At 64.0% G+C, this 16,883-nt stretch carries 15 protein-coding genes; 6 read left to right on the top strand and 9 right to left on the bottom strand.

Annotated features, from left to right (window positions below):
* Window positions 1-20 precede the first annotated feature (20 nt).
* Together HK28_RS08180 and HK28_RS08175 are read right to left on the bottom strand one after the other, a co-directional pair.
* The gene (locus tag HK28_RS08180) at window positions 21-1,061 is read right to left on the bottom strand and encodes a hypothetical protein (protein WP_086644106.1); all 1,041 of its coding nucleotides are present in this window, start codon (window positions 1,059-1,061) and stop codon (window positions 21-23) included.
* 131 nt (window positions 1,062-1,192) lie between these two features.
* The gene (locus HK28_RS08175) at window positions 1,193-2,173 is read right to left on the bottom strand and encodes a diacylglycerol kinase family protein (RefSeq protein ID WP_086644105.1); all 981 of its coding nucleotides are present in this window, start codon (window positions 2,171-2,173) and stop codon (window positions 1,193-1,195) included.
* A gap of 315 nt (window positions 2,174-2,488) precedes the next feature.
* Between HK28_RS08175 and HK28_RS08170 the strand changes: the two genes are divergently transcribed.
* The 5 genes from HK28_RS08170 to HK28_RS08150 are packed head-to-tail and all read left to right on the top strand — an operon-like array spanning window position 2,489 to window position 7,508.
* On the top strand, window positions 2,489-3,487 hold the full coding sequence (locus HK28_RS08170) for a metallophosphoesterase (protein WP_086644104.1): 999 nt from the start codon (window positions 2,489-2,491) through the stop codon (window positions 3,485-3,487).
* Complete coding sequence (locus HK28_RS08165; protein WP_233140429.1) at window positions 3,484-4,782, top strand: LptF/LptG family permease; 1,299 nt, start codon at window positions 3,484-3,486, stop codon at window positions 4,780-4,782. The genes HK28_RS08170 and HK28_RS08165 overlap by 4 nt, the downstream gene beginning before the upstream one ends.
* Window positions 4,779-5,918: an LptF/LptG family permease gene (locus tag HK28_RS08160; protein ID WP_086644103.1), complete on the top strand. Its 1,140-nt coding sequence runs from the start codon at window positions 4,779-4,781 to the stop codon at window positions 5,916-5,918. Before HK28_RS08165 ends, HK28_RS08160 begins: the two co-directional genes overlap by 4 nt.
* Complete coding sequence (locus tag HK28_RS08155) at window positions 5,915-6,715, top strand: sterol desaturase family protein (RefSeq protein WP_086644102.1); 801 nt, start codon at window positions 5,915-5,917, stop codon at window positions 6,713-6,715. Before HK28_RS08160 ends, HK28_RS08155 begins: the two co-directional genes overlap by 4 nt.
* Complete coding sequence (locus HK28_RS08150; protein WP_255376463.1) at window positions 6,672-7,508, top strand: nucleotidyltransferase family protein; 837 nt, start codon at window positions 6,672-6,674, stop codon at window positions 7,506-7,508. Before HK28_RS08155 ends, HK28_RS08150 begins: the two co-directional genes overlap by 44 nt.
* A gap of 114 nt (window positions 7,509-7,622) precedes the next feature.
* Here HK28_RS08150 and HK28_RS08145 read toward each other — a convergent pair whose 3' ends face one another.
* The 7 genes from HK28_RS08145 to HK28_RS08115 all read right to left on the bottom strand — a co-directional run bounded on the left by HK28_RS08145 (window position 7,623) and on the right by HK28_RS08115 (window position 15,173).
* Window positions 7,623-8,690, bottom strand: a complete 1,068-nt coding sequence (locus HK28_RS08145; protein WP_086644100.1) for a DMT family transporter — start codon at window positions 8,688-8,690, stop codon at window positions 7,623-7,625.
* A gap of 89 nt (window positions 8,691-8,779) precedes the next feature.
* On the bottom strand, window positions 8,780-10,360 hold the full coding sequence (gene pckA, locus HK28_RS08140) for a phosphoenolpyruvate carboxykinase (ATP) (RefSeq protein WP_086644099.1): 1,581 nt from the start codon (window positions 10,358-10,360) through the stop codon (window positions 8,780-8,782).
* A 300-nt stretch (window positions 10,361-10,660) separates the two neighbouring features.
* On the bottom strand, window positions 10,661-10,942 hold the full coding sequence (locus tag HK28_RS08135; RefSeq protein ID WP_086644098.1) for a hypothetical protein: 282 nt from the start codon (window positions 10,940-10,942) through the stop codon (window positions 10,661-10,663).
* A 197-nt stretch (window positions 10,943-11,139) separates the two neighbouring features.
* On the bottom strand, window positions 11,140-12,207 hold the full coding sequence (gene hisC / locus HK28_RS08130) for a histidinol-phosphate transaminase (protein ID WP_086644097.1): 1,068 nt from the start codon (window positions 12,205-12,207) through the stop codon (window positions 11,140-11,142).
* Window positions 12,204-12,758 carry an ankyrin repeat domain-containing protein gene (locus tag HK28_RS08125; RefSeq protein ID WP_086644096.1) on the bottom strand — a complete coding sequence of 185 codons (555 nt, stop codon included), beginning with the start codon at window positions 12,756-12,758 and terminating at the stop codon, window positions 12,204-12,206. The genes hisC and HK28_RS08125 overlap by 4 nt, the downstream gene beginning before the upstream one ends.
* Window positions 12,759-12,899: 141 nt before the next feature.
* Window positions 12,900-14,006, bottom strand: a complete 1,107-nt coding sequence (locus tag HK28_RS08120; protein ID WP_086644095.1) for an MBL fold metallo-hydrolase — start codon at window positions 14,004-14,006, stop codon at window positions 12,900-12,902.
* A 240-nt stretch (window positions 14,007-14,246) separates the two neighbouring features.
* Window positions 14,247-15,173: a hypothetical protein gene (locus HK28_RS08115; RefSeq protein WP_086644094.1), complete on the bottom strand. Its 927-nt coding sequence runs from the start codon at window positions 15,171-15,173 to the stop codon at window positions 14,247-14,249.
* Window positions 15,174-15,549: 376 nt separating this feature from the next.
* On the opposite strand from HK28_RS08115, the gene HK28_RS08110 reads away from it, so the two are divergent.
* The gene (locus HK28_RS08110) at window positions 15,550-16,842 is read left to right on the top strand and encodes a cation:dicarboxylate symporter family transporter (protein WP_086644093.1); all 1,293 of its coding nucleotides are present in this window, start codon (window positions 15,550-15,552) and stop codon (window positions 16,840-16,842) included.
* The last annotated feature ends 41 nt before the right edge of the window (window positions 16,843-16,883 follow it).

The raw sequence follows: 16,883 nt of genomic DNA, 5'->3' as shown, positions 1-16,883 counted from the left end.
ACGCCTCGCGCCATCGTAATTCAAGCCTTGCGACGGAAAACGCCCGCGCGCATCAGCCTGATCACGACCCCCGGCGCGGCCAGCAACGGGTGGCGTTCGGCGAATGGCGTCAGCGTCAGCGCTACGCCAGTGTGGCGCGATATCTTCCAGACCAGATACCGGGCTCCGCCCGCAAAGGTGAAAGACGCCTTGATCAGCCGTGCAACGTTTAGCGGCCGGCCCATTCCGGCCCGGACGCGCCAGCGGCGAGACGCGGGGGAGCGCATGGCCGTCGGCAGGCCGGGATCGAGCATGGCCCCGTCCGCCGAAGCAGGCAGATTTCCGGCCAGCCAGCACAGCGGCAGCAGCCTGCGGTACCGCGCTTCCGCCCCGCCAAGCAGGCTGGCCGGGCGCCGCGACGATTCCACGCGCAATTCCGCTGCGTAGGTGCGTTCGAACAGCCCGAGCCAGTAACGCTCCGCATCTCCGCGTTCCGGCCCGAGTTTTGCCGCCCATAGGGCCGCCGTGGCGACGGCCCGCACCACGCAACGCAGAATCGCGTCGGCCGCCGTCGCGTCCCTGACCCATACAAGGCGCGCGGGTTGCGAGAAACGCGCCCAAACCGTCGTGTCGAAGGCGTCCGGGCGCGTCAGGCGGCGGAACTGCGCCAGCGACAGAATAGCGACTTTGGCGCGCATCACGCGCCCGTCGATTGATCGCTCATGATATTCGACGTTTGGTGGCAGTAGGGCATTGGCGATGCGCGCGACCCGTCCGCGCGGCCAGTCGCGCTGACGCTCCACGATCACGTAAAAATCAAGCACGCTGTCAGAAAGGTCAGCGTCGTCTGCCGTGGAACCAACTCCGACAGTTGCGCCAGAGTCCTGTTCCGGGAGCGTATCGTCGAGCAAACGGGCTGCGGAGCCATAGAACAGCACGCCCAGCGGTCGCGCCGCACCGACGATCGCCGCTGCGAAACGTGCGACCGATGGCGGTGTGGGCCGCGTCAACTCTGCCACCAACGTATCCGCAACGGCACCAGCTGCATTCAATGACAAGCCGGGGCGGGTGGAGTTGATCATGGAGAGACCCTGCTTCTGGATTGTCGTGTTTCCCGGACCTCAAGCCTGACGATAACGCCTGTGAGTCGTCCGAGGCGGCGCAAACGCGTCAAGGGCGACGCCATTGAGAGTCACCTTCATAGTCAGTTTGCTCAGGCGTTAACGAAAGCGATACCCGGCCCTTGTGCGAGCAGGATGCAGCCATCCGGGCCAGTGTCCAGCTCTTCGCCGTCGAGCACGAGCCGATCGCGTGTCTCGATCCGGACCGACCCTGCCTGACCGCTGCGGTAGGTTGATGATGACCGGAGCCAGCCGGGCTTCTGGCTGCGCATGAGCGACGCGAGGGCGCGGGGCAGCTTTTTCGGATTGGCGAGAATATCGAGGTAGAAGAAACCGCCGTTCGCAGGCGTCGCGCTGTTCCAGAACGGCCATACGCCGTGGCCCAGTCGGTGCAGGGCGGAGCAGAGAAACAGAAACCTGGCGGCGTCTTCCGGCGCACCCTCGTCGATCGCAAGCGACATCACTTCGCCGTTCATCCAGCGACGCCGGGTCTCCTTGCGGAGCAACTGGCGCACTGCCCAGATCACCGTCGCCAGCACCGCCATGTCATGTGAATAACGATTGAGGATCGCAGGCTGATGGGCCAGTTCGATTCCGCGCGTGAAAGCGGCCAGGCCGCAGAACATTCCGGCGATAGGCGCGCGGTTCGAACCCGGCCAGGACACCACGATGGGATGCCGGGTCTGCGTGTTGGCGAACAGCGTCCCGTTCCGCTCGCGTTCGAGCAGCGTCGTGAGCGCGGCGACGCCGCGATTCTTCAGGCCGACGTCCTCGGCGATCAGATTCGTATTTCCGGACGGCAGAATCGCGAGGGCGGGCAGTTCGCCGGGAGGATAGACGGCGATGATGGCGCTCATCACGTCGCTGACCGTGCCGTCGCCGCCGTTCACGACGATGCAGCGAACGCCCTGAGCGGCCAGCGCCTTGATCTCGGTGAACAGTTCGTCCCGGTCGGACGGGGTAAGGAACATCGGACCGAGCTGACGCGCAGCTTCCCGTTCGAACTCGCCGTCGCCGTCGCGCGCATTGCGGCGGCTCCGCGGGTTATGAATCAGGGCGAGGCGTGACGTCACTGGATATTCCGCAAATCTTGCTCGTCGTGCGAGGCGTCGCGACAGGACGCCTCAGTGTCGGGGCAGGCGGGTCTCCCCGGCTGGTCGGCTGATATAGACAGGCTGGCCGCAATTGTCACACGCCGCCCGTCCCGCTAATTCTCCGCCGGATGTCGTGCATTGCGGCGATACGTGCCCCGCATTTGATCCGCTGGCGGGTTTAAGTGATCGATGGCGGCGTCGACGTGCTGCGGCCGGACGAAACCCGGAACGTATGCTAGTGTGCGTGGACCGTGCCTCGATCCGCTATAAAAGCGCTTCGGGGAACAGGGTCGCATGAAGAGGTCAGGAAACACCGCTTTGTCAGCCGTTCTGGCGCATCTCTCCGATCCGCATCTGCCGTTACGGACATATCCCGGCGTGCGTGAATTGATGAGCAAGCGCGCCCTGAGCCTGCTGTCATGGGGGTTGCGCAGACGATTCGTGCACCGTGAAGGACCGCTGGCCGCCGTGCTGGCGGATATCGAGGCGAGTGCGGTCGACGCTCTGGCCGTGACCGGCGACCTGACCAATCTGGGCACGGGGTCCGAATTTCGCGCCGCCGCGGCATGGCTGCGACGCTTCGACCGACCTGTCGCGGTCATCCCGGGCAATCATGATGCGATGGTGCCGATTGCATGGAACGAGGGGCCGGGCTTGTGGGCGGATCTGGGAGGCATGGCCGATCCCGGCGAACCAGCCGTCACGACGGTCGGTCGCGTGGCGCTGGTCGGCATCAACTCCGCTATTCCGACTCCGCCCTTTATGGCCGGAGGACGAATCGGCCGGGAGCAGGCGGAGCGGCTGATCGCGACATTGCACCGTCTTCGGACCGAGGGGTTGTGCCGGATCGTGATGATCCACCACCCGCCGCGCCCCGGTCTGGTGGTTCCGCGCAAGGCTTTGTGGGATGCAGGGATGTTCGCGGAGGCGATAGCGGAGGCGGGGGCGGAGCTTGTGCTGCACGGCCACTCTCATCGCGGCACCGACAGCGTCGTGCCCGGTTCCGACACGCCGCTGATCGGCGTGACGTCGGCGTCGCATAGCCCCGGCAGGCTGGATCGGGCGGCTGGCTGGAATCGGATCGTCGTCGAGCCTGTGGAGCGTCGCGCCGATGTCTCGGGCGTCGCTGACGCGTCGCTCTCAAGCGGTCGGCCTGCGTCTTCTCCTGCCGGTTCGGGTCTCGCCGCATGGCGGATTGGCGTGGAGCGACGGAGACTTGGGACCGATGGTCGACTTCACGTGCTGCCTCACCTTGAATTTCTTCGCCCATGCGCCGAAAGCGGCATATCGTGACGCGCCAATCGCGTCTTTACGAGCCGCCTTTCGCGCGCGTTCCAGCGTTGATCCGTCCGAACACGCTCGATTCATACCTGCTCGCACAGGCCGTGCCTCCGTTCACGATCGCCCTGTCGGTCGTGCTTATCGCGTTATTGCTGGAGCGTTTGCTGGTCCTGCTGAACCTTCTGGCGGCGGAGGCGAGCCCGTTCTCGACGCTGCTTCGGCTGCTCGCCGATCTGTTGCCCCACTATATGGGACTGGCGCTTCCCGCTGCGCTTTGCGTGTCGATCTTCGCAGTCGTGCGCAGGATGAGCGACACGAACGAACTCGACTCCCTGATGAGCAGCGGCGTATCGCTCCTGCGTGTCTGTCGTCCGTTCGCCATCGCGGGGGCTGCGCTCGGGGTGATGTCCATGTTGCTCTACGGCTATATCCAGCCGCACGCGCGGTACCAGTTCCGTGAAGGGTTCTATCTGGCCAGCCACGCGGGATGGGCGCCTGTGTTGCAGCCGGGCGTCTTCGCAACGCCGTCTCCCACCATTTCGTTGAGAGCCGATGGCGTCAGTCACGACGGCACGGATCTGACAGGCGTGTTCATCCGCGATACGGGCGACGGGCGTGAGCGTGATATCGTCGCGAAGCGCGGCCACGTCCGCGTAAACACGGCGAAGGCCGAAGCCCAGATCGATCTGACGGATGGCTCCATCCTGACCATCCCGCCAAAAGGCGAGCCGAGCGTCACATATTTCGATCACGCGACCCGTCTGATCAGCCATGCCCAGCAATCGCAGTTCCGCAATCGAGGCGATGACGAGCGTGAGTTGACGTCGGGCGAGCTGTCGCGGGAGTTGCATCGTGACGCCCGAGCCGCCAGGGGCCTCGTGGACACAGTCCCGCCGCCGTCCGCTTCACAGCAACAGTTCGCTTCGGAAGACATCCCGCCGCAAAGCCTGCGGGCGGAGCTGAATTTCCGGCTGGCTCGCAGCCTGTCCATTCCTTTCATCCCGATCCTCGCCGCCTCGCTGGCCATCCTTGGCAAACGCAAGCGGGGCAGCGCCGGGCTGGCCGTCGCGGTCGTCATCCTTGTGACGTATGACCACGCGCTGCAATTCGGAGAAAGTCTGGTGGCGACGGGACGCAACTCGCCGCTCCTCGTCATCTGGGCGCCGACGCTTCTGTTCTGTGGCGCCTGCACGGCGTTGATTCTGGCGCGGGCGGACATGATCGCGCCGGCGAATCTTCGGGCGGCCCTGCAGGACGTCGCCCGGCTGCGTCTTTTCCGGCGGCGGCTATCGGGCGAGGCTCAATGAACGCCCTTTCGTCCCGGTCAGCCCGCCCCCGCCATGTGCTGCTGCGGTATCTCTCGCTCCTGCTGACGACACGCGTGATCATGTGCTGCGCGATTTTGATCGCGCTGATGGAACTGCTGGGGTTGCTGGAGCAGATGACGCCGATCCTGCGCCGTCATCTCGGCGTGACCGGCGTGCTGACCTACATGACGCTGCATCTGCCGCTCATGCTCCAGACGGCGCTGCCGCTCAGCGTTCTCGTCGGAGCGTTGCTGATGTTGACCCAGATGACCGTCAGCAACGAGACGGCGATCCTGCGCGCTTCCGGGCTTTCCACTCTGGGTCTTGTCTTGCGTTTGGCGCCAGCCACGCTGGCGCTTGGCCTGTTTGGCGTGGTGGTGGAGGACCAGCTTACGCCCCGGTCCGAACTGGCTCTGGCTGCGTGGTGGAGTCACAGCGACCCGCATCCGGAAGACGGACGCTCCTTCTGGTTCGCTGTTCCCGGAGACGCATCGCGAAGTGGGGGCGTGGCCAGCGAACTGGCGCATGTCGGGTATGTCAAAGACGTGGGTAACAGTGCGTTTGGCGTCGACTTGTACGACAGGGACACGGAGGGCAGACTTCTTGGCATGACCCACGCCGCGCGTGCGACGTTTGGCGAGAACGGCTGGACGTTGTGGGAGGTGAAGCGTTCCGTCGTAGCGCCCGACGGCGACGCCGCGCGGGTGCAGGTGAGCACAGAGCCGCAGGCGCGCTGGGGCAATACGTTCCGCGCCAGTGATATGCTGCGCCTGTCCATGGACACCGCGCCGTTGTCCTCGCTCGACATCTGGCGGGCGCTGGACGGCCGGGTAGCGACCAGTCTCGCTCCCGGTTATCTGCGCGCTGCGCTCATTGAACGTCTCCTGCGCCCGCTTGCATTGCTGGTCATGCTTTTGCTTGCGACGCCGGTGGTCTATATCCCTCCGCGTACCGGGATGCGCAGCTGGCTGCCCGTCTGGTGTCTGGGGGGCGGGCTGCTCTTCATCATCGTGCAGGGCATGTTCCGCGCGATGGGCAATGCGGGGCTTCTTCCTGCCCCGGTCGCGACCGTTCCCGGACTGCTGATCTTCACCATGGCGGCGGGCGCCGTGCTTTTGAGGAACGAAGAGCAATGAGCGGGACCTTGCGCAACTCGACCATCCGGTCCGGGCGCAGCTTCGATCTGGGTAAGATGAACCTGCGGCAGCTTTGGGTCGCGTATCTCACCTACCCGACGATCCTTCTGTATTTTGCGCTTGCGCTTGCGAGCCTCGTTCTTGCGGCGCGCAATTTCGCCGGATGGGGAGCTACCTGCGTCTCGGTTGTGGCGGTCGTGCTGATCTATCCGGTCGTCTGGTATTTGCTGCACCGCTATGTGCTGCATGGGCAGTATCTCTACAAATCTCGGTGGACGGCGGGCTTCTGGAAGCGGATTCACTTCGACCATCATCAGGATCCACATCTTCTGGACGTGCTGTTCGGGGCTCCGGCGACCACTCTTCCGACCATCGCCGTAATCACTATTCCGGTCGGCTGGATGATCGGCGGCCCCGGCGCCGCGGCCACAGCGTTCGGAACAGGGGTCGTGATCACCTGTGTCTATGAATTTTTTCACTGCATCCAGCATCTGAACTACAAGCCGAAAGCCGCGTGGATACAGCGCATGAAGGCGCGCCACGTCCTGCATCACTTCCATGACGAAGACGGCAATTTCGGCATCACGAGCTACGTGGTCGATCGCGCTCTGGGCACCTATTACGTTGACGCCCGCGCCCGAACCCGCAGCCCGAGCGTCTTCAACCTCGGCTACAACGTAGACGAAGCCAAACGCTATCCGTGGGTCATGCGTCTGACGGGCTCCGCGCCGAAAGACCGTCCGGATGGAGCGCGTGGCGACAGCGATGCGCCGCGCGGCGCGGGGAAACACGCGTGAGGCGCTTCGCGTGATTGAAGCGCCGCGCGGCGCCGAGCCGCTTACCGCGCTCGTTCTGGCCGGTTCACGCGCTGGTGCGGCTGACCCCATGGCGGTAGCGGCCGGACTTTCGCACAAGGCGCTGATTCCCATCGCCGGACGGCCCATGATCTCTCACGTCATCGACACGCTTCTCGCCACGCCCGGCGTGGGTCGCGTGGTCGTGTGCATCGAGACTCCGGAGGCGTTGACCGGGGTTTTGCCACCGGGCGTCGAGACCATGACGGCGGCGGCCGGGCCAAGCGCGAGCGTTCTGTCCGCTCTGGCGGCCTACGGCGCGCCGTTGCTGGTGACCACGGCCGACAATCCGCTGCTGCGTCCGGCCTGGGTGCAGGCGTTTCTGGACGGCGCTGCGGGCGCGGACGTTGCGGCCGGCGTCGCGGGCGCGGCGGCTGTAAGGCGGGACGTGCCCGGCACGAAGCGAACCTTTATACGCCTTGCCGACGCTGCATTCTCCGGCTGCAACCTGTTTCTGTTCCGGACGCCGGGCGCTGCGCGTGCGGCGGCGCTGTGGCGGCGGATTGAACGCGAGCGCAAGCACCCGCTGCGGATGGGCTGGCTTCTTGGTCCCGGCGTCCTCCTTCGGGTGTTGACCAGACGGTTGACCGTGCGTGCGCTGTGCGAGCGGATCGGACGTCTGACCGGGGCGGAGGCTCGCCTTGTGTTCATGCCGGATGGTCGCGCCGCCGTGGACGTGGACAAACCCGCAGATCTCGAACTGGTGAAAGCGTTTATGGCCGCCGGGGCCGCCTGAGCCAAGGTTACGGGCGAGGTTCGCCTGCGTCATGTCTTTCGTCTTCCCTGTCGTTGCCAAGCTAGGGAAACGTGCGCGGGCGCCCGGCGCGCCTACCGCTGCGCCGTTTTGCCTTCAATGCGCGTGGCGGTGATGCAGGTCCGGGTAGTGAGGATGTCGGTGGGTCATGGGCTGGTGGCGGTGCCAGTGCGTGTGTGGCTCTCCCGGTGGATCGTTTGGTCCATGCGTATGTTGGTGGTGTTCGTCGTGAACGTGGCGGTGGTTATGCTCCAGCGCCTCATGGGTGTGTTCGTGGTCGTGCCGTTCGACGAGATGCAGATACAATCCGACGCCCATTAGAAGGGCCGCGACACCAAGCCGCCATGTCATGGGCTCGTCGAAAAGCGCAACCGCCAGAATTGCGCCTATAAACGGCGCTGCAGAGAAATAGGCGCCGGTCCGTGCTGCGCCGAGATGGCGTAGCGCCAGTACGAAGAGCACAAGGCTTACGCCGTATCCGAGGAAGCCAATCGTCCCGGCTGCCGCCATCTGGGGGAGCGGCGGCAAGCGCGCGCCGCTAGACAGCGCAAGAGACAGATTCACGGCGCCAGCGACCAGTCCTTTGAGCATGGCGATCTGCACAGGGTCAGATGAGGACAGTTTGCGGGTCAGATTGTTGTCGAGGCCCCAGGCGACGCACGCGCCGACGATGGCGAGGGCGCCCAATCCCAGACCGTCTTCTGTCCCTGCGCCGCCCGCGCCCTGCCACGAAAGAAGCGCCGCGCCGGAAAGAATTGCGAGAGCGCCGAGCAGCAGGCGTCGATCCACGTTCTCCCGAAAGGCGAGCCAGGCGATCCCCATCGTCGCAAGACCTTCGACGTTGAGGAGCAAGGCGGCGCTGGAGGCGGGCGTGTGCGAAAGCCCGAGCATTAGCAACAGAGGACCCGCCATGCCACCGCAGAGAATGACCAGCGCTAGCCATGGCGCGTCGCGGCGCTCCAACGGCGCCTCGGCGGGCGCTTCGCCTCTGGCGCGCAGAATGAGGTGAAGCGCGGCGAGGCCGATCCCCGAGCCGAGATACAGCAATCCGGCGAGAAACCACGGATCCACGCCGCCGCCAAGGAGCATCTTGGCGAGCGGCGTACTGGCTCCGAAGAGTCCCGCCGAGGCGATTGCTAAAGTGGACCCCGATTGAACTTTCATACGGCCTCTCCTCAGGTATCAGGGCGCATGAAGCTGCGTGCTCCGACCCGTCGGTCAGGCCTTTGGCCTGGCCGACGGGCGATCGCGATTCAGCCCGCTGCTCCACCAGCCTTCAGGGCCGTGTAGTTCTTCTCGAACAGGGCGAGCAGATGGCGCGCGGTGCGTTCGTATTCTGCGCTGTCGGACCAGCTTCGGACGGGGTCGAGCACCTCTGCCGGAACGCCGTCTACAGCTTTAGGAAGCGAGAGACCGAAGAGCGGCTCCGCCTCGAACTCTCCGCTGGTCAGACCACCGCCAAGAATGGCGGCCAGAATCGCCCGCGTATGGGTCAGCGACATCCGTTTGCCGACGCCGTAGGCGCCCCCGGTCCAGCCGGTGTTCACCAGCCAGCATGTCACGTCTCCGCTGGACAGGCGCTGCTTGAGCAACTCGCCATACACCTGAGGCGGGCGCGGCAGGAACGGACCGCCGAAGCAGGGCGAGAAGGTCGCCTGCGGCTCGCGCCCCAACCCTTTTTCGGTGCCTGCGATTCTGGCGGTGTATCCAGAGATGAAGTGGTACATCGCCTGATCAGGCGTAAGCTTCGCCACCGGCGGCAGGACCCCGAACGCGTCCGCCGTCAGCATGATGACATTGCGTGGTTGTCCGGCGCGGCTGCCGGGGCAGATGTTCGGCACGAAGTCGAGCGGGTAGCACGACCGGGTGTTCTCCGTCTTGGAGGAGTCGGTGAGGTCGAGCGTACCGCCGGACCCGATGGCGACGTTCTCGAGCACAACGCCGAAACGGTGAGACGCCGCCCAGATATCGGGCTCGGCTTCCTGATTGAGGTCGATGACCTTGGCGTAGCAGCCGCCTTCGAAGTTGAAGACGCCCTCATCCGACCATCCGTGCTCGTCATCGCCGATCAGTGGACGCGCACGATCGGAGGACAGGGTCGTCTTGCCGGTTCCCGACAACCCGAAGAACAGCGCGACGTCGCCGTCGACACCGACATTCGCCGAGCAGTGCATGGGCATGACGCCCTTGGCGGGAAGCAGCCAGTTCATGACGGTGAAAATCGATTTCTTGATTTCGCCCGCGTACTGCGTCCCGGCGATGACGACCAGCTTCTGGTCGAGGGAGAGAGTGACGGCCGTGGAGCTGCGCACCCCGCATGTCGCGGCGTCGACTTCGAACCCCGGCGCATGCAGGATCACCCAGTCAGGCTCGAAGCCTTCAAGCTCGGCGTCGGAAGGGCGGATGAACATGTTGCGGGCGAACAGGGCCTGCCAGGCGTTCGTCGTCACCAGACGCACGCGAATCCTGTGGGCGGGGTCCGCACCTGCGTAGAGATCTTGTGTGAAGAGGGGTTGGCCAGCCAAATATCCCCGAACCTGATCGGCGAGGCGCTGAAATTGCGCCGGCGCAAGTTTCTGGTTGATGTCGCCCCACCAGACCTCGTCGGTCGAGGCGGGTTCGTCGACGACGAACTTGTCTTTGACTGATCGTCCTGTGTGTTCGCCGGTGTGGGCCACCAGCGCGCCGTCGGCGGAGAGGCGAGCTTCGCCGCGTCTGACGGATTGTTCGACCAGCTCCGCAGCTTTCAGGTTGGCGAAAACTTCAGGAACGTTTTTCAGGCCGGTTCCAGCCAATACGTCGCATGCATTCTGGGGGGCGGTGGCATTGTTCATTGATTATTCCTCGCCTGATGGACGTTCGTCTGCGGAAGCCGCTGCCGACGGAACAAGGCGAAGACGGTAACATCTCGATTGCGAAGAGTCTTGATTTACGCGTGTGGGACGCAGTTCCCTCGACGCATAACGTCACGCTTCTGGCGTGGAATATGCCTGCTAGCGGTCGAGGTCCGCCGCTATGGGGAGGTTCCGGAGCGGATGCGCTTGGAACATTCCGCTGTGTACGAAAATTAACAATGCAGTGTGATGGATTGCGGCGCGCGGGCTTGTTTCAGCGCGCCGCAACATGTTGATCTGTCAGCCGGTCAGATCGGAGCGAATGCGGCTCTGGCGACGACGCGGCGCGTCAGCCGCGCGCGGAGCGCGCGCGGCGCCAGCGGCAGTTTTCAACGCCGGAGCGGCGGACACTTCAGCTTCAAGCTGGGCGATGCGCTTGCGCACACTTTCCCGCAGAGCGGGGGCTGTGTGCGACTTCATCGACGCCAGCGTTTCCTTGAGATCGCGAAGTTGCTTCTGTTTTTCCTCGAGCGTACGGCGGATCGGCTGATTATCCGAAAGCTGACCATGAAAAGAACGCATGACTGAATAACCTATCAGGCAGGACAAAAGGATGACGTCCCGCAGAGTGGGGACAAAACGACGAACAACAATTTAAGAAACAGGGATCGCCGGGAGCGTTTTACGATAACCGACCCTGCCGATCGGCGCCTCGAAAGACGACGCCTCCGGTCTGGTCCCTGGTATGCGCCCGACTTTCATCAGCCGGGCGTCCGCGCTCAGGAGTTGCTGAGCAGTATGCCCCTGAGCGAATCGAGCAATGTGGCGCATTGCTCGTCGGCGCCAACCGTCACCCTGAGCCAGGGGGCAGTGCGCGGGCCTTTCAGATGGCGCACGATAATCGCCCTTTCTCTCAACGCGGCAGCCAGATGGGCTGCGTCACGGTCTGGGTGTCGAGCGTACACAAAATTGGCGGACGAAGGCAAGACCTCGAACCCGAGCTCTCGCAACCCGCCGGACAACTGCTCACGTGTCGTTATCAGCCGTGCGACCGATTCGCTGAACCAGTTCTCGTCTTCTATCGCAGCCTGCGCGCCGACCTGTGCGAGGCGATCCAGCGGATAGGAGTTGAAGCTGTCTTTGACCCGGACGAGCGCCTCGATCAGCGCAGGATCGCCCAGAGCGAATCCGACACGCAGTCCGGCGAGCGCGCGCGACTTCGACAGGGTCTGCACCACCAGCAGGTTTGGATGCCGACTGATGAGCGAGACTGCAGATTCCGCGCCGAAATCAACATATGCCTCGTCCACCAGCACGACACGTGACGGGTGGGCCGCCAGCAGCGTCTCGATGGCCGTGAGCGGCAAAGCAATTCCAGTCGGTGCGTTGGGGTTGGCGATGATCACGCCGCTGCACGGGTGGGCGTAATCTTCCACACGCACACGCATGGCCTCGTCGAGCGGAATCTGTTCGAACGGCAGCCCGTAAAGACCGCAATACACCGGGTAGAAGCTGTAGGTGACGTCAGCGAACAGCACCGGGTCGCCATGATCGAAAAACGCCTGGAAGGCGTGTGCGAGAACTTCGTCCGAGCCGTTGCCGACGAACACATGCGCGGCGGTCAATCCGACACGGCGGGCGATCGCATCGCGCAGAGCTGTGGCTTCAGGATCCGGGTACAGACGCAGATCGCCGCCAGCAGCCTCCCGGATCGCCGCGATTGCGCGTGGGGAGGGGCCGTAAGGGCTTTCATTCGTGTTTAGCTTGATCAGGTCGGCGATCTTTGGCTGCTCGCCGGGAACATAGGGCGTCAGGCGGCGTACCAGAGGGCTCCAGAGTTCGCTCATCGCGCGGTTCCGTCGCCGAGCAATTCCTGCATAGGCTCGGATCCAAGAGCGACGGCGATATCGCGGGCGTCACGCCCCTCTCCATCGCGCAGAGTCGGGTTCGCGCCCGCCTCGATCAGCAGCCTCGCCATGTCCAGCCGTCCGAACATAACCGCGAACATGAGCGGCGTACGTCCGACCTCGTTCGCGGCGTCCACCTGCGCTCCCGCTTCCAGCAACATGCGGGCGATCTCGATCTCGCCCTTGAACGCCACGCCTGCGAGAGCCGTGGCGCCTTTGGCGTCGCGCAGGTCGATCGTAGCTCCCGCGTCGAGCAAGACTTTCGTGGCCTCCGCATGGCCGTTGTAGGTGGCGAGAATCAGCGCCGAGTGGCCTTTTTCGTTGGAAAGATCCGGGCTCAGACCCGCCGCGACAAATTCCTGCACCAGATCGGCTTGTCCGTCGCGCGACGCGTTGAGAAACAGCGCCTCGACCTCAGCCAGATCGAACGCCTGCTCTTCGGGCGCAGTGGCGTCAGGCTTCCCTGTCCCGGCGTCGTGCTGACCTGTCATGGGCGTTCTCCTTCGCAAACTGTGGCGCCGCAACGCGGCGGCGACAGGCGCCCATCTTACCGTATCCGCAACCGGGTTGCGAAGAGTCCGGCTTTCGGGAGGCGCCAGACCGCTCCTGCCAATGGGCCGACGTCGGGGAACTCAGGCCAGCGAGACCAAGCGTGTCTCGCCGAACGACAGGGGTGTGAATGCGTCAGGGGGTAAGCCAGCCCAGGCGACCGTGTCCGCTAGGCAGCGTTCAGGCTCCCCGAGTGGTTCCCGTGACAGTGGAAACGTGCCGAAATGCATGGCGACCGCCTTCTTCGCCTCCAGCGTAAGAAAAGCGGCGACCGCTTCCACCGGGTCGGCGTGGACCCTGTGAAGGAAGGAACGCGGCGAATAGGCGCCAATCGGCAGCAACGCCAGATCCGGCACGCCAAGCTTTTCCCGGATTTCTTGCCAATGCGGGCCGTGGGCTGTGTCGCCTGCAAAAAATATGGCACTCGGGCCAACGTCGCCCACAGCGGGCAGTTTCAGTGTCAGCCCGCCCCACAGACGCCGCCCGCCGTCGAAGGGCGTCCGCTGCGCGAAATGACGCGCCGGTGTGCAGGTCACGGCGACGTCGCCGAAGCGCATGCTGTCCCACCAGTCCAGCTCGGATACGCGCCGAAGCCCTGCCTTCGCCAAAAGGTCGCTGTTGCCCAGAGGCGTGATCACGATCGGATCATCCCGACGCGCGATGGCGCGAAGGCTGGGCAGGTCGAGATGATCGTAATGGCAATGAGAGATGAGCAGCACGTCGATCTTGGGCAACTCCGCCAGCGTCCGTCCCGGCGCACGCAATCTGCGGGGACCGATGAAAGAGAACGGTGAGCAGCGTTCCGAGAAAATGGGGTCCGTCATGACCGTCAGCACGCGCCCCCCGGGCAGCGGCGCACGCAGCAGGAACGTGCAGTGCCCGATGAAAGTGATGCTGATCCGCCCCGGCTCAGGCGTTGCGAACGGGTCTCCCTGAGGCGGGGGATCGATGATCCGTTCCGGTTTGTCGGTCAGAGAGGACAGCGCCCAGCGCAGGAAACGCGTAGGTTTGACGCGTCTCGGTCCGTCAGGCGACCCTCGTTCGATGAATTCCGGGTCGTCCGGCTCTTCCGGCCATGCGTCGGGTCGCGGCGCTGGCGCCCAATCCTGCGGGAGCGGAGGGTTGAAGAACGCCAATCCGTCGGAATGATCGGAAGGCCGATGAGGTCGGAGCGTCATTCCGACCAGCATGCCCGATCCAGCGCCGCAAGGCGAGGGAGGGAGGCGATGCTCGCGACCGCAGTATCTGCGCTTGTGCGTCAGCTGTTGGGGCCGCTTTCCTCGCGCACGAAGCCGCCGTTTTCGAACGGAGTTTTAAATATTATTTCGATACAGAAATATAATAAAATTCTTTAATCATATCGATATTTTTTTCTTCGTGTTCGCGTTTGCGCGGGCGCGGCGTTTGGGAGCGGAGTCGTCTAACACCTCTCAGAACACGTTGGCGTCTTCATTCCGAGCACGAAAATAACGTTCGATCTCGCGGCGTAGGCGAGGCTTGTTTCCGGCCAGTTCCCACGCCTGCCAGACGTTGCGCTTCAGATCCTCGTCTGGGTCGAAGTGATTGCGCGCAAGAATATCCCAGCGGCTTTCATAGGCCCGATCGCGCTTGGCTCCATGGAAACTGTGTTCGATCGCTCCGCCAAGCGCGCCGATATTTCCGTTGATTGCCTGCATCGCTCGCGACTGCCAGCGCAGGACGTGGCGCTTGTACCCCTCCGAAATGTTGCCAGGGTAGGATTCCTGCGCCCGGCCGATCAGTCCCAGCGCCATATGGTGATCAGCCGAACCCAGAGCGGCTATGTCGAGAAGGCCGCCTGTGGCTTCCAGCGCCGAACGCGTGGCCGCCCACGCATAGCCGGGATGCGCAAAGCGATACGGCGACCGGTGCGCGCGTGGCCCTTGCATGATCGGCTCACCGTCCATCCAGAGACGGCAGAACGAGCGGTGAAGCTGCATATGCTCGCGGTTGGGGCCGAGGTCGTAGCAATCGGACCAGGGTTGGATCACGTCGAAAAGCTGCAGCGCCTCCACTGTCGCGCGCGCCCAATCTGGTTGGCGAAAAAACACGTCGCTGTCGATCCACGCGACCGTACGCCAGTCATGGGGAAGACAGGCGATGCCGATATTCAGCAGCCGCTCCTTCTCCCACACCATGGAGTTCGCGCGCACGCCGACATGTCGGACGCCAGGAAGCTCGCAGGTGAACGGTCGGTCGCCGTACTGGCACTCGACGACGGTGAGCTGCGCTCCGCTGTCGAGAATGTGCTGCGCCCAGTCGCGATAAATGCGATCCGGGGCTCGCCAGCGCAGCGGGTTCGAGCGGGAAGTGACGACGTGCAGTTGCGAAGAATGCATTCAGGAAGACCGGCAATGGAGGGGAGGGAGCGCGGCTGCGTGGGGCGCTATTTGGTCGCCAACGGGATGGGGCCGCTCGGGCGGGACGCGATTGCAAGGATAGCTGTCATCACGTCTGGACCGACGGGGCGGGCAGATTTTCGCTCCGCCGCCCTTGTAATGGTCACAGGAAAGCCAGCGCCTCCTGAAGGGCGGCGATGGCCCCAAGCCTCCAGACAGGTTCCGGGCGAACAGGATCGACGGTCTCTCAGGAGCCGTGACGTCCGAAACGCCCTGACACGCGTAAGGGCCTGCCGGGCGCACCCGTCCCCATTTCGCGGGCAGAACTATCGTGAAATACTGGGCGCCAGTTGGAAACTCAGGAACGCCCATACGTATGACTGTTACGCAGGAAGCAACGCCGCCCGCACGCAAGTCGCCACGCTTCGGCGTTTTCTCTCAGGTCGCGGTGGCGACGGCGCTGGGCCTTCTGGCCGGTCTGCTCGATCCGGCCTTCGCCGAGCAGACGCGCTGGCTTAGCGCGCTGTTCCTGCGCCTGATCGTCATGGCGGTCGGGCCGTTGCTGTTCTGCATTATCGTAACGGGCATCGTCAGCGCGGGCTCGCTGCGTACCGTCGGGCGGCTGGGTTTGCGTGCGCTGCTCTATTTCGAGGTCATGACGACGGCGGTCCTGTTGCTCGCGGTCGGCGCGGCGTTGCTCATCCACCCCGGCGCAGGCGTCGATTTTCACGCGACGGAAGCGGACGCGCAGGCGGTGGCGTCGTTCGCGGGCAATGCGCATCTGTTGCACAATGGCGGCGTCTCCGGTTTTCTGTTGGCTCTCGTGCCGCGTTCGCCCGTTTCGGCTTTCGCTGACGCGAATATTTTACAGATTCTCGTCTTCGCCATCCTGTTCGGCTGCTGCCTCGCGCAGATTGGGCCAGCAGGAGCCCCGCTCATAAAGCTGACAGACAGTCTCACCGCGCTCTTTTCGCGGATGATGCGCTATATCATCACGACCGCGCCTTTGGGGGTGTTCGGCGCCGTGGCGTCAACGACCGCGCAGTACGGACTCGAGGCGATCGAGAGTCTTGCAGCGTTCGTACTGATATATTGTGTCGCGATCACAGTGTTCATGGTCGTCGTGCTTGGCGGGTGCCTGCTCGCCTGCGGGATCAATCCTCTGCGTTTCATGCGTTACCTGCGCGAAGAGATCGTCATCGTCGCCGCCACGACAAGTTCGGATTCGGTATTGCCCAGCGTCATGGCCAAGCTGGAGCGTATGGGCGTGTCGCGTCAGGTCGTCGGACTGGTGACGCCTGCCGGATATTCTTTCAATCTTGACGCGCTGTCGATTTATCTTGGCTTCGCGGTCGTGTTTCTTGCGGAGGCGACGCACACGCCTCTGGGCTGGGGTCAGATGTTCGCCATGCTCGCGACGGCGCTTATCACGTCAAAAGGCGCGCATGGCGTGCCGGGCGTCGCCATCGTGGTGCTGGCGGCCACGCTGGGCGCCGCGCCTTCCATCCCGGTGGCGAGTCTTGTGCTGCTTCTGGCGGTCGACTGGTTCGTCGGAATTCCGCGATCCGTCGGCAATCTGATTGGAAATTGCGTCGCGCCTGTAGTCATCGCGGCGTGGGAGGGCGCTCTGGACCGGGAGCAGGCGCGGCGGACGCTGGCGAACTCCTAGGTTCAGGACCTATTAATGTATTGAATTGAGCGAGAGGTTGT

It is taken from the genome of Acetobacter sp. DsW_063 (assembly GCF_002153745.1).
GTDB lineage: Bacteria > Pseudomonadota > Alphaproteobacteria > Acetobacterales > Acetobacteraceae > Acetobacter.
Note: the sequence above shows the minus strand (reverse complement) of the source record. Positions and strands in the feature narration are given on the sequence as shown.

Coding starts and splice junctions, on each gene's coding strand:
- HK28_RS08155 (WP_086644102.1), top strand. CDS start 5,915: ATGAGCGGGACCTTGCGCAACTCGACCATCCGGTCCGGGCGCAGCTTC.
- HK28_RS08115 (WP_086644094.1), bottom strand. CDS start 15,173: ATGCATTCTTCGCAACTGCACGTCGTCACTTCCCGCTCGAACCCGCTG.
- HK28_RS08125 (WP_086644096.1), bottom strand. CDS start 12,758: ATGACAGGTCAGCACGACGCCGGGACAGGGAAGCCTGACGCCACTGCG.
- HK28_RS08135 (WP_086644098.1), bottom strand. CDS start 10,942: ATGCGTTCTTTTCATGGTCAGCTTTCGGATAATCAGCCGATCCGCCGT.
- HK28_RS08120 (WP_086644095.1), bottom strand. CDS start 14,006: ATGCTGGTCGGAATGACGCTCCGACCTCATCGGCCTTCCGATCATTCC.
- HK28_RS08145 (WP_086644100.1), bottom strand. CDS start 8,690: ATGAAAGTTCAATCGGGGTCCACTTTAGCAATCGCCTCGGCGGGACTC.
- HK28_RS08160 (WP_086644103.1), top strand. CDS start 4,779: ATGAACGCCCTTTCGTCCCGGTCAGCCCGCCCCCGCCATGTGCTGCTG.
- hisC (WP_086644097.1), bottom strand. CDS start 12,207: ATGAGCGAACTCTGGAGCCCTCTGGTACGCCGCCTGACGCCCTATGTT.
- HK28_RS08110 (WP_086644093.1), top strand. CDS start 15,550: ATGACTGTTACGCAGGAAGCAACGCCGCCCGCACGCAAGTCGCCACGC.
- HK28_RS08170 (WP_086644104.1), top strand. CDS start 2,489: ATGAAGAGGTCAGGAAACACCGCTTTGTCAGCCGTTCTGGCGCATCTC.
- HK28_RS08180 (WP_086644106.1), bottom strand. CDS start 1,061: ATGATCAACTCCACCCGCCCCGGCTTGTCATTGAATGCAGCTGGTGCC.
- pckA (WP_086644099.1), bottom strand. CDS start 10,360: ATGAACAATGCCACCGCCCCCCAGAATGCATGCGACGTATTGGCTGGA.